This window comes from Streptomyces sp. NPDC031426, from assembly GCF_055581585.1.
Map to the genome: position 1 here is coordinate 71,053 of NZ_JBVIJE010000019.1, position 12,244 is coordinate 83,296.

Annotated in this window: 8 protein-coding genes and 1 pseudogene; 3 read left to right on the forward strand and 6 right to left on the reverse strand. The window is 71.7% G+C overall.

All coding sequences use genetic code 11. The features are described 5' to 3' along the window. Positions 1 to 125: 125 nt before the first annotated feature. From ACZ5NH_RS31595 to ACZ5NH_RS31610, 4 genes are all read right to left on the reverse strand, one after another. Positions 126 to 2,447 (reverse strand): GH92 family glycosyl hydrolase, encoded by a 2,322-nt coding sequence (locus ACZ5NH_RS31595; protein WP_468780066.1) that lies wholly within the window; start codon positions 2,445 to 2,447, stop codon positions 126 to 128. A gap of 314 nt (positions 2,448 to 2,761) precedes the next feature. Next, positions 2,762 to 3,982: a glucose-1-phosphate adenylyltransferase gene (glgC, locus tag ACZ5NH_RS31600; RefSeq protein WP_451552198.1), complete on the reverse strand. Its 1,221-nt coding sequence runs from the start codon at positions 3,980 to 3,982 to the stop codon at positions 2,762 to 2,764. 50 nt (positions 3,983 to 4,032) lie between these two features. Continuing rightward, positions 4,033 to 5,178 carry a glycogen synthase gene (gene glgA, locus ACZ5NH_RS31605; protein WP_468780148.1) on the reverse strand — a complete coding sequence of 382 codons (1,146 nt, stop codon included), beginning with the start codon at positions 5,176 to 5,178 and terminating at the stop codon, positions 4,033 to 4,035. Between the two features lie 46 nt (positions 5,179 to 5,224). Continuing rightward, positions 5,225 to 5,974, reverse strand: coding sequence for a (2Fe-2S)-binding protein (locus ACZ5NH_RS31610; protein ID WP_468780068.1), 750 nt, complete (start codon positions 5,972 to 5,974; stop codon positions 5,225 to 5,227). 228 nt (positions 5,975 to 6,202) lie between these two features. On the opposite strand from ACZ5NH_RS31610, the gene ACZ5NH_RS31615 reads away from it, so the two are divergent. Continuing rightward, positions 6,203 to 7,363, forward strand: coding sequence for a DMT family transporter (locus ACZ5NH_RS31615; protein ID WP_468780069.1), 1,161 nt, complete (start codon positions 6,203 to 6,205; stop codon positions 7,361 to 7,363). On the opposite strand, the gene ACZ5NH_RS31620 is transcribed toward ACZ5NH_RS31615, so the two are convergent. Beyond that, the gene (locus tag ACZ5NH_RS31620; protein WP_468780071.1) at positions 7,353 to 8,501 is read right to left on the reverse strand and encodes a transglycosylase family protein; all 1,149 of its coding nucleotides are present in this window, start codon (positions 8,499 to 8,501) and stop codon (positions 7,353 to 7,355) included. The two genes, ACZ5NH_RS31615 and ACZ5NH_RS31620, sit on opposite strands and share 11 nt — an antisense overlap. Before the next feature lie 272 nt (positions 8,502 to 8,773). On the opposite strand from ACZ5NH_RS31620, the gene gndA reads away from it, so the two are divergent. After that, on the forward strand, positions 8,774 to 10,213 hold the full coding sequence (gene gndA, locus ACZ5NH_RS31625) for an NADP-dependent phosphogluconate dehydrogenase (protein ID WP_468780073.1): 1,440 nt from the start codon (positions 8,774 to 8,776) through the stop codon (positions 10,211 to 10,213). 523 nt (positions 10,214 to 10,736) lie between these two features. Here gndA and panD read toward each other — a convergent pair. After that, positions 10,737 to 11,156: an aspartate 1-decarboxylase gene (gene panD / locus ACZ5NH_RS31630; RefSeq protein ID WP_468780075.1), complete on the reverse strand. Its 420-nt coding sequence runs from the start codon at positions 11,154 to 11,156 to the stop codon at positions 10,737 to 10,739. Between the two features lie 402 nt (positions 11,157 to 11,558). Here panD and ACZ5NH_RS31635 point away from each other — a divergent pair. Then, a pseudogene (locus tag ACZ5NH_RS31635) lies at positions 11,559 to 11,756 on the forward strand (SpoIIE family protein phosphatase); the annotation flags it as partial. Positions 11,757 to 12,244: the final 488 nt, after the last annotated feature.

The following is a 12,244-nucleotide window of genomic DNA, read 5'->3' on the forward strand; positions in this document are numbered from 1 at the left end:
ATCTGCAGTCACTCGCAGTCAATCTCTGTCAACCGATTACGGTCAAGTACGATCAGGCTACGCTCAGTTAACAGAAGATTAAGTCCCGCCCCTCCAACAGGGGCGGGACCTAGGGATACGCGAGATCACTTCAGGACCGGTTGCGCCGCCCCGCGTGACGTACCCCACTCAGACGGGCGCGGGCCGACCGTGAACGCGAGCGTGCGCAGGGAGCGCAGCGCGCCCGTCGTCAGATAGGTCTTCCCGTGCGGTCTCCCGTCGGTGCGGACGGTCTGGATGTAGCGGTCGGTGGCCGAGGTGCCCGGCGCGGCGATCGTGAGCCTGCCGCCCGGCCAGTACCGGCGGTCCAGGGTGAGGTCGATCCGGTCGAAGACCGGCGTGGACAGGCCCCAGGTGCCGTAGCCCGGCTGGATCGGGAACAGCCCGATGGACGACAGCACGTTCCAGGCGGACATCGTGCCCAGGTCGTCGTTGCCGGTGATGCCGCCGGGACCGTCGGTGAAGAGGGTCAGGGCGGCGTGCACCACGTCGGTGGTCTTCCACGGCTGACCGGTGGCCAGGTAGGTGTACGGCGCGATGAGGTCGGGCTCGTTCATCGGGTTGTACTTGTCGGCGTTGTAGTACGCGTACGCGTCGCCGTGCACCCACACCTCGCGGGCCGTGCTCGCGGGGTCGGCCAACAGCCGGTCGTAGGCGAAGAAGGAGTCCAGCCGGTCGTTGGCCGCGCGCTCGCCGCCGATGAGCCGCACCATGCCGGGCACGTCCTGCGGCACGAGCCACTGGTACTGCCAGGCGGTCCCCTCGTGGAAGCCGGTGCCGCGGGCCGGGTCGGCCGAGCCGGTGAAGGCACCGGAGGCGTCGCGGGCGCGGAAGAAGCCGGTCGCGGGGTCGAAGATGTTCCGGTAGTTCCGCGCCCGTGCCGCGTAGCGGGCGGCGTCGTCCTCGTGGCCGAGGCCCCGCGCCATCTGGGCCAGCATGGCGTCGGCGAGCGCGTACTCCAGGGTGACTGAGGCGCCGTGGTGGTAGTCGGAGTCGCCCATCTTGGTGTACGGCCGGTCCTTGACGTACGGGGCGAAGCCGCGCGCGAGGTACTCCGCGTTGGCCTCACGGCCGATGCCCGGGTACTCGGCCGGGGGGACGCCGTCGGCGTTCTTCCTCAGCGCGCGGTAGACCCGCTCCTCGAAGCCCTTGAGCAGGCCGGTCTGATAGGCAGTCGTCAGGAACGGGGTGACGGGGTCACCGCTCATGACGTTCGTCTCGACCGGGCCGTACCCCCACTTGGGCAGCCAGCCGCCGTCCTCGTCGACCGCGACGAGCGAGCGGGCCATGTCCCGTGCCTCGCGCGGCGCGAGGAGCGCGAGCAGCTGGGCCTGGGTGCGGTAGGTGTCCCACAGCGACCAGTTCTGGTAGTACGTGAAGCCCTGGGCGCGGTGGACACGGCGGTCCCAGCCGAAGTAGCGGCCGTCGGTGTCGCTGCCGACGTTCGGCGCGAGGAAGGACCGGTACAGCGAGGAGTAGAAGGTCCGGCGCAGCGTGCCGGTACCGCCCTGGACGCGCACGGCGGCGAGCCGCCTCTCCCACGTCTCGCGGGCCCGTTCGCGCACGGCGTCGAAGGACCGGCCGCCCTCGGCGGCCAGGTTGCCGGCCGCGCCGCGCGCGTCGACGTACGACAGGGCGGTGGTCGCCTCGACCGTACGGTTCCTGGTGGTGTCGAAGCGGACGTAGGCACCGCCGGGTCCGCTGCGGGATCCCGGGGTGAGGGTCTCGCCGTCCCAGGTGCCGTACGCGGTGAAGGGCCGGCTGAACCGGGTGATCGTGTAGACCGTGTAGGGGCCGGTGTCCCGGCAGAAGCCGTGCCCGGTGATCTCGGTGCGCACGGTGTGGTCGTCGAGGATCTGGACGCTGCTGGAGACCGCCCTGTGCAGCGACTGGGCCGCGTTCAGCAGGACGTTGGCCTTCCCGGTGGCGGGGAAGGTGTAGCGCTGCACACCGGTGCGCTCGGTCGCGGTCAGCTCGGCCCGGATGCCGGAGGAGAGGCCCACCCGGTAGTAGCCGGGGCTCGCCGTCTCGTCCTGGTGCGAGAAGCCGGCCGCGTACCGGGTGTAGTCCGTCTGCGTGACGTCGCCGATGGTGGGCAGCACGGGCAGGTCGCCGCCGATGCGGCAGCCGACGCCCGAGAGATGGACCAGGGAGAAACCGCGGATATGGCTCTGCGTGTAGTCGTAGCCCGTGCTGTGCCCGGTGTCCGGGGAGAGCTGCACCATGCCGAAGGGCACGGCCGCGCCGGGGAAGGTGTTGCCCTCGTCCTGGCTCCCGATGAACGGGTTGACCAGATCGGCGAGGTGGCCGTCGGTCCGCTCGGCGGCCCGCGCGGCGGGGGTGGCGATCAGCGCCGACGCTGCCATCACTCCGGCCAGGCACAGCCGTGTGCGCCGGGTCCCTCTCATGTCGCATGACCTCCGCAGGTTCGACATCGATGTCTGAATCCTGAAGGTCGAACGACTCAGATCCGGGCAAGGTACGGTTATCGGGCGAACGCGTCGCGCCAGGCAGGGCCCGGACGGTGACGGAACGTCAGAGCGCCGGGCCGAAACCCTCGTGACCGCGGTGAGCCGGACGAGTGCGACGAGTCCGCAGCCTCGCGCGTGTGCCCGCGGCTGGCGAGCGTGCCGAAGGGGCGCGGGGAACCGCGCGGCCAGCCAACGGACCCCCGAACGAGAGACGCCCCGGCACCGGACTTCCTGCGGCGGGCTGGCGAGGTTCAGGGCACCCGCTGCCCCTTGCCCAGGGCGATCACCCCGCCCTTGGACACGGTGTACAGCTCCGCGTCCCGCTCCGGGTTGACGCCGATCGTCGCGCCCGGCGGGACCTCTACGTTCTTGTCCAGGACGGCGCCGCGCACCACCGCACCCCGGCCGATGCGCACGTTGTCGTGCAGCACCGAGCCCTGCACCACCGCGCCCGGGTCGACCCGTACGCCCGGGGAGAGCACCGACCGGGTGACCTGACCGCGGATCAGGCAGCCCGCGCTGATGATGGACTCGCTCGCGATGCCGCCCGCGTTGAAGCGGGCCGGGGAGAGCTGGCCCGAGTGGGTGTAAATGGGCCACTGGCGGTTGTAGAGGTTGAACGCGGGCCGCTCGGCGATGAGGTCCATGTGCGCCTCGTAGTAGGCGTCCAGGGTGCCCACGTCCCGCCAGTAGCCCTGGTCGCGGGTGGTCTCGCCGGGCACGTGGTTCTCGGCGAAGTCGTACAGCTGGGCCTCGCCGCGCCCGGTGAGCTGGGGCAGGATCGAGCCGCCCATGTCGTGCACCGACTGCTCGTCCTCGGCGTCCCGCTGCAGCGCCTCGATCAGGGCCTTGGTGGTGAAGATGTAGTTGCCCATCGAGGCGAAGACGGTCTCCGGGTCGTCCCGCAGGCCCGGCGGATCGGCGGGCTTCTCCAGGAAGCGCTCGATGACCTGGCCGTCCCGCCCCGGCGTGATCACCCCGAAGGAGGAGGACTCCGCGCGCGGCACCCGGATGCCGGCCACCGTCACGCCGGCCCCGCCCTCGATGTGCTGGGCGAGCATCTGTCGGGGATCCATGCGGTAGACGTGGTCCGCGCCGAACACGGCCACGTACTCCGGCTGTTCGTCGTGGATCAGGTTCAGCGACTGCAGGATCGCGTCGGCGCTGCCCAGGTACCAGCGCGGACCGAGCCGCTGCTGCGCCGGGACCGGTGTGACGTAGTTGCCGAGCAGGCTGGACATCCGCCAGGTGGTGGTGATGTGCCGGTCCAGCGAGTGCGACTTGTACTGGGTCAGCACACAGATCCGCAGCACGTCGGCGTTGACGAGGTTGGACAGGACGAAGTCGACGAGACGGTAGGTGCCGCCGAAGGTGACGGCTGGTTTGGCGCGGTCGGCGGTCAGCGGCATCAGACGCTTTCCCTCACCGCCCGCCAGTACGATCCCGAGTACGGAAGGCCCTCCACGACGCATGGCCGCTCCCCTCACCCTGGTTGAACCATGGCTGCCCCGAGCAGACCGGACTAAGCCTGCTTGAGGATCTCCTCGTACAGCGCGGCCGTGCGCCGGGCCACCGCGTCCCAGCCGAACTCGCCGACCGCGCGCGCCCGTCCGGCCTCCCCCATCCGCCAGGCCGCCTCCGGGTCGCCGAGGACGGTGTCCAGCGCCCGGGTGAGGCCCGCCTCGAACTCGTCGTCCACATCGACCAGGAGGCCCGTACGGCCGTCGTCCACGACCTCCGGGATCCCGCCGACCCGGGAGGCCACGACCGCAGTGCCGCAGGCCATCGCCTCCAGGTTGACGATGCCGAGGGGTTCGTACACCGAGGGGCACGCGAACACGGCCGCGCGCGTAAGGAGTTGGATCACTTCCGGACGCGGCAGCATCTGCGGGATCCAGAACACGCCCGCGCGGACCCGGCTCAGCTCCTCGAACAGCTCCCGGAACTCCCGGTCGATCTCCGGGGTGTCGGGGGCGCCCGCGCACAGCACGACCTGGACGCCCGGGTCGATGTCCCGTACGGCGCGCAGCAGATGGGGCACGCCCTTCTGGCGGGTGATCCGGCCGACGAACAGGACGTAGGGGCGGGCGGGGTCGATGCCGTGGCGGGTGAGGGCGTCGGTGCCGTGGTCGGGCCGGTAGAGGTGGGTGTCGATGCCGTTGTGCACGATGTGCACGGTGGCCGGGTCGAGCGCCGGGTAGCAGGCGAGGATGTCCTCGCGCATGGCGCCGGACACGGCGATCACCGCGTCGGCGGCCTCGACCGCGGTGCGTTCGGCCCAGCTCGACAGGGCGTATCCGCCGCCCAGTTGCTCGGCCTTCCAGGGCCGCAGCGGTTCCAGCGAGTGTGCGGTGACCACGTGCGGGACGCCGTACAGGAGCTTGGCGAAGTGGCCGGCCAGGTTCGCGTACCAGGTGTGGGAGTGGACGAGTTCGCGGCCTTCGAGGGCGGCGGCGATGGACAGGTCCACGGAGAAGGTGCGCAGCGCGTCGTTGGCCCCGTCCAGCGCCGACCAGGGGCGGTGGCGTACGACACCGACGCCGCGTCCCTCGCCCCAGCAGTGCACCTCCAGGTCCACCAGGGAGGTCAACTCCCTGGCCAGGAACTCCACATGGACGCCCGCACCGCCGTACACGTCCGGGGGATACTCCCGGGTCAGCAGTCCCACTCGCACCGGACAACCCCCTGGCATCGGCGGCAGGTTCCTTTCATGGTCACCCAGAAGCGGCCCCTGGGGAAGAGTGCGGCGGCCGGGTGAAGCAGCAGTCGCCGCACACCCCGCCGCCGGGCACCCGGTAGTACAGGCAGCAGCTGCGGCGGCGGAAGGCGGTGCCGGTGCGGATGCCGGTGGCACGGAGCAGGGGGTGGGCGAAGAGTTCGTCCGTCAGGGCGCGGGTCCGGTCGGCCAGATCGGTACGGCCGTGCGCGCGGGCCCAGCGGTCCAGTTCGCGGGACGCTCCGGCGAGCGCGGAGCCCGCGTTGCCCCACAGCAGTCCGGGTGCGCTGCCGTAGCCGGCGCTCAGGGCGTCCGCCAGGGGTTGCAGGTGTCCGTGGAGGACGGCTGCGGCGAGACCGGCGGCGTCGCCGGGCCGCGGGCGCAGCTCGGTCAGGTACAGGTCGTCGGGGGCGGAGGCGAGCGGGTCCCAGCGCAGCAGCCGCGGGTCGAGGTCAGGCAGCCGGCCGTACCGGACGGCACAGCCGAGGGCAGCCGACCACAGCCGGGCGGCCAGCCCCTGCTGGGCGATGGAGGCGGCCACGCGTGGCTCGCGGGCGCGCAGCCGGTCCCCGACCACGGCCACCCGCACCGCCAACGCGTCCGGCGCCACCCGTGCGTAGGTCTCGGCGAGGGTCGGCAGTTGCCGGGGATCCGGTCCGCCGGTGGCTGCGGCCGGACCCGGGACCGTACGCAGGACGAAGAAGCCGCCGAGCGGGCGGAGGGCGGCGAGAGCGGGGTCGAGGTCCACGACGAGTACTGCTACCAGGTGAGTTCCCCGGTCCTCGCACGGGGTCTCCGCCTCGCGTCACCCGTCGCGAGGATGATCGCGCGGTCCGTGTACTCCATCGGCAGTAGGAGGCATTGCGTGCTCAGGGACGACGACGGGAAGGGCACGGCCGGGCAGAGTGTTGGCCATGGAAGCCGACCGTACGTCGTGCCGGGCCCAGAGCCCCCGCCGCCCGCAGAGGAGACGCAGATGAGCGCCCTCGCGCTGTCCGTGCTCCTGTCGTTCGCGTCCGCCCTCGCCTACGCGGCCGGCGCGATCGTGCAGGAGCAGGTGGCGGTCTCCTCCCCCGGCAGCGCGTACCTTCCGCTGCGGCGGCCCGGCTGGTGGGGATCGCTGGCCCTCAACGGCCTCGGCGGCGTGCTCCATGTGGTGGCGCTGGCCTACGGACCGCTCAGCCTGGTCCAGCCGCTCGGCGCGCTGACCATCGTCTTCGCCCTGCCCCTGGCGGCGCTCTTCGTCGGCCGCCGGGCCGGTGCGACCGCCTGGCGCGGCGCGGTCATGGCCACCGTCGGCCTCGCCGGTCTGCTCGCCCTGGTCGGTTCCTCCGACGGCCACTCCCTCGACACGGCCCAGCGGGTGGCGGTCGCGCTGGTCAGCGGCGGCGCGGTCGTGGCGCTGATGTGCGCCGGCCGGGCCGCGCACCGGCACCCGGCGGTGCGCAGCGTGCTGCTCGCCACCGCCTCCGGCACAGCGTTCGGCATGTCGTCGGTGTTCACCAAGACCGTGGCCGTCGACTGGACGCACGGCATCGACCTGGACGATCTGCCGTCCCTCGCGGTGATCGCCCTGTTCGCCGTCGCCGGTGTCCTGGTGTCCCAGGCGTCCTACCGGGGCGGCGGTCTGGCCGCGCCACTGGCCACGCTCACCGTGGTCAACCCGGTGCTGGCGGCCGCCGTCGGCATCCTGATGTTCGGCGAGACGTTCCGCCACGGCGGCGCGGGCACCGCACTGGCCGTGACCTGCGGGGTGGTGGCTGCGGGCGGCCTGATCATGCTGACGACCGAGCGGATCGAGCGCGCCGGGACGCCGGCCCTGCCGGACGGCGGCCCGGAACCGGTCGCCGCCGCGGAGGCGTTCCCCACCGTGCCCCAGCAGCGAGGGGCCGCGGAGGCCGAGCCGGGGCGGGAAGGGCTTACCGAGGCCGACGGCACGCCCGACGCGCCGGTGCTGCGGGACCTGCTCGTGCCCGGCCCGGACGGCAGCCATGTTCCGGGCGCCCGCGGGCAGGGCACCGACGGCGGCGGACCGCCGGACGTCCGCTCGCTCCCCGCGTCGTACCTCGCGCTGCCCGCGGGCGTCGGGGTACCGCTGCCGGTCCTGGACGGGCGGGGTGCGTGCGTCAGATCCTGACGCCGCCGGCCCGCAGATAGGTGAGCGGGTCGATGTCCGTACCGAAGTCCGGTCCGGTCCGCACCTCGAAGTGCAGATGCGGGCCGGTGACGTTCCCGGTGGCTCCGGAACGGCCGATGCGCTGGCCCGTGGTCACGTTCTGCCCGATCCGCACCGAGATGGCCGACAGGTGGCCGTACTGGGTGTAGCGGCCGTCGGCGTGCCGGATCACCACCTGGTAGCCGTAGGAGCCGCCCCACCCCGCAGCCACCACCTGCCCGGCCTCGGCGGCCCGCACGGAGGTGCCGGTCGGCACCAGGAAGTCGACCCCGGTGTGGTAGCCCTTCGACCAGTGCGAGCCGGCCACTCGGTAGCCGGTGCCGATGGGCGCGTCGACGGGGGCGACGAGGGTCCGGCCGGTGCTCTTGGCGCTCTTGGTCCGGTGCGGTGCGGTCCGGTGCGGTGCCGTGCGGTGCTCCGAAGGATCCTTCTTCTGCGGGGACTTGGTGTCGGTGGCGGCCCCGCCGCGCAGGCTGAGCCGTTGGCCCGGCAGGATCAGGTCGGGATCGGCGCCGATCGTCCCCCGGTTGCCGGCGTAGAGCGCGTGCCAGCCGCCGCGGACGTGGTGCTCGTCGGCGATGCCGGACAGGGTGTCGCCGTGCACCACCGTGTACATCTCGGCCCGGCCTGCGCGCGACTGGGGGGTGGTGTGCGCCTGTACGTCCTTCAGCGCGGCGGTCTTCGCGGGACGCCTGGTGGTGCTGTCGGTGTGCACTGCGGGCTCGGCGTCCCCGCGGGTCAGTCCGGCCTGCGCCGAGCAGACCGGCCAGGCGCCCGGGCCCTGCCCGTCGAGGACCCTCTCGGCGACGGCGATCTGCTGGTCCCTGGTCGCGAGGTCGGCGCGCGGGGCGTACCGGACGCCGCCGTAGGCCTCCCAGGTGGACTGGGTGAACTGCAGCCCGCCGTAGTAGCCGTTGCCCGTGTTGATGCTCCAGTTCCCACTGGACTCGCAGGCGGCGACCTTGTTCCAGGTGGAGGCGTCGGCCGCGCCGGCGGCGACCAGCGGGATCGCGAGGCCGGCGCCGCCCGCCGTGACGGTGAGTGAGGCGCGGTTGATCCTGTTCGGCTGGTACCGGCGATGCCGGCCGCGTACGGCCATGTCCGAATTCCCCTCGGCATGCGGCAGGAGGGGGCAAAAGTAAGCGCCGCGAACAGGCCATGACAAGACGGAAAACCGGCCTCCCGCACCGCCGAAGTGGCCGGGAACGGCCCCCGCTTGGTCCGGATCGCCGGAGACTGAGGCCGAGGGCGGCGTGCGTGCGTACAAAGGCATGGCGGGTCGGATGTGCACTCGCCGTGGCGGCACGTAAGGATGGGCCAGGGCCCGTACTGACGGAGCCGTAGTCACGAGGCAGCTAGGGAGCAGGCGGTATGAGCACTTCAGCGCAGATCGGTGTCACGGGCCTCGCGGTCATGGGCCGCAATCTCGCCCGCAACTTCGCCCGCAACGGCTACACGGTCGCGGTGCACAACCGTACGGCGTCGCGGATGAAGGCGCTGGTGGAGGAGTTCGGGCAGGAGGGCGACTTCATCGGGACCGAGACCGCCGAGGAGTTCGTGGCGGCGCTGGAGCGCCCGCGCCGTCTGATCATCATGGTGAAGGCGGGCGAGCCGACGGACGCGGTGATCCAGGAGTTCGCGCCGCTCCTCGAACCCGGCGACATGATCATCGACGGCGGCAACGCGCACTTCGCGGACACCCGGCGCCGGGAGCGGGAGCTGCGCGAGCGCGGCATCCACTTCGTCGGCACGGGCATCTCCGGCGGCGAGGAGGGGGCGCTGCACGGTCCGAGCATCATGCCGGGCGGTTCGGTGGAGTCGTACGCGTCACTGGGCCCGATGCTGGAGAAGATCTCCGCGAAGGCGAAGGACGGCGCGCCCTGCGTGACCCACTGCGGGCCCGACGGCGCCGGGCACTTCGTGAAGATGGTCCACAACGGCATCGAGTACGCCGACATGCAGCTGATCGGCGAGGCGTACCAGCTGCTGCGCGATGTCGCCGGGTACTCCCCCGCCGAGATCGCGGAGATCTTCCGCACGTGGAACACCGGCCGTCTCGACTCGTACCTGATCGAGATCACGGCGGAGGTGCTGTCGCACGTGGACGCGGCGACGGGCAAGCCGTTCGTGGACGTGGTGGTGGACCAGGCCGAGCAGAAGGGCACCGGCCGCTGGACCGTCCAGATCGCGCTGGACCTGGGCGTTCCCGTGTCCGGCATCGCCGAGGCCGTCTTCGCGCGCTCGCTGTCCGGACACCCGAAGCTCCGCGAGGCCTCGCAGGGGCTGGCGGGTCCGCAGGCGGCGCCGCTGAGCAAGGCGGAGGCGGCCGCCTTCGCGGACCGGGTGGAGCAGGCGCTGTACGCGTCCAAGATCGTGTCGTACACGCAGGGCTTCCACGAGATCGCCGCGGGCAGCGAGGAGTACGGCTGGGACATCGACCTCGGCGCGGTGGCCTCGATCTGGCGGGGCGGCTGCATCATCCGGGCCGCGTTCCTGGACCGGATCCGCGCCGCGTACGACGCCCGCGCCGACCTGCCGAGCCTGCTGTCGGACGAGACCTTCGCACGCGAGATCGCCGACGCGCAGGACGACTGGCGTGAGGTGCTGATCGCCGCGACTCGGCAGGGGGTGCCGACGCCGGGGTTCGCGGCGGCGCTGGCGTACTACGACGCGCTGCGTGCGCGGCGCCTGCCGGCCGCTCTGACGCAGGGGCAGCGGGACTTCTTCGGGGCGCACACGTATCGGAGGGTGGACCGGGAGGGTTCGTTCCACACGTTGTGGGGTGGGGACCGGTCGGAGGTGTCCGCCTGAGGTCTGCTCGGGTGGGGGAACGCGCGGCCGGCGGCATGTGCGGGCGCCTCGTGGCGGGTCGCGCAGTTCCCCGCGCCCCGGAGGAACCGGCGCCTCACGCCGGGTGCTTCAGGTCAGTGGTGGACCGGGTTCGGGGTTCGGTACCGGCTCCGGGCCCGGCGGGATGGGGGACGGTGAGGGCTCCGGGGGACCTGGGGCCGGGGGTCCCGGGGGTGGCGTCGGGTCGGGGCCCGGCAGCGGTGGTGTGGGCTGTGGGCCCGGTGGGGGTGGTGTGGGCTCGGGGCCCGGTGGGGGTGTCGGCTGGGGGCCCGGCTCGGGTGGCGGGACGGGGCTCGGGTAGGGGTCCGGCGTGGTGGGACCCGGACCCGGTGCCGGCCACGGGGGGACCGGCTCGAGAAGTGGGTTCGTCATGGCGTCCTCCGGGCAGTCGCTGAACGTCGCCTCTGGACTACTCCCCCGCCTACCCGACCCCCGCGCGGCCACTCACCCGACAGGCCGAGCCGCCGCCCGCTCAGGACCCGGGTCAGGCCCGCACGGCCTGCGGGCTGCGCTGCTGGTCCGAGCCGGGCACCGGCTCAGACGGGTCGGCGCCGAGCGAGACGATCCGGTTGCCCGCGTCGACATGCACGACCCGAGGCTTAAGCTCCCGCGCCTCGGCGTCGGTGACCTGTGCGTAGCTGATGATGATCACCAGGTCTCCGGGATGCACGAGATGGGCGGCCGCCCCGTTGATCCCGATCACCCCGGACCCACGCTCGCCCTCGATGACGTAGGTCTCCAGCCGGGCGCCGTTGGTGATGTCGACGATGTGCACCAGCTCGCCCGGCAACAGGTCGGCGGCGTCGAGCAGCTCGGCGTCGATGGTCACCGATCCCACGTAGTGCAGGTCGGCCTGGGTGACGGTGGCGCGGTGGATCTTGGACTTGAACAGAGTACGCAGCACTTTGGACTCCTGGAAGACGGCTCCCTGCCTGCTTTGTGCAGGTCAAGGGCATCTTCACTCTACACTGGCACGCGTCGGACCCGAAGATCGTGAACAACATCAGTCCACTGAGAAGAAGGCTCCCTGCCTGCGCTTCCGTGCGAGCCAGGCTGTTGTGACGCCGCCGATCAGACGTCTGCCAGGAAGACCCTCTGGGGATTGATGCTGATCAGACGCTGACTTACTTGACGGTACGTCAGTTATGAGAAGTCGGGGGCGCGGAATGACGGTCAGGACGCCGATGACCGCCGTGACCACGCCGATCGCAGGCACGAGCAGGGGAAACACCAGGCCGGACGGGCCGAAAGCCGCCTTGTCGAGGATGAGCGACGCCACCAGCGTGACGGCGTGGGACTCGAAGCCTCAGATGGTGTCGTAAGGTCACGCGACGAGGGAGGCGAAGAGTTCGGCCTGGAGTGCTTCACCGACTACATCATCCGGTCGACCGCAGCAGGGCAGGGCGTCCCAGAAGTGCCGCGCGTGCTCGTCCATGCCATCCTCGAGCATCGATGCAACACAGCCAGCGACGACGCCACGATTTTGATGTTCGAGTGGCAGCCCCTGAGCCGTGACCGCAAGAGCCGGAGGGCGCAGCCGTGGCGCCGTCACTGCGAGGACGCAGACGCTGACGTCGGTGGATGCCGAGCGTAGCTCAGTCTCCGGGAAGCGGCGCGGGTAGGGTGCCCCACATCTGCAGCGCCACACCCGCGCTTGCAGGGGCCGCCGGCGACGGACTGCAGCTCCTTGGCCGCAACGGCGCCCTGTTTATCGGTGGATGCTGCCGAAGGCTTGGGTTCTGTGGTGGCCGGCCGCAGATACACCGTCTCGTAGCCGGCCGCCATGGCGTCCGGCGGGACTGATCCACGACGTTCTGCGGCATTGCGCCGGGTTGAGATCCCCCACGGCCTCCAGTACCTCCGGCAGTTCGTCGGGCGCTTGGCGGATCAGGCCGGTCACTCCTTCGTTCAGCCGGGGCATGGCGGTGTCCGAGGATGGTGAGCTGTCCCCGGCTCGTGCCCATCGCGGAAGTAGGCTCTCGGGTTCCCCCT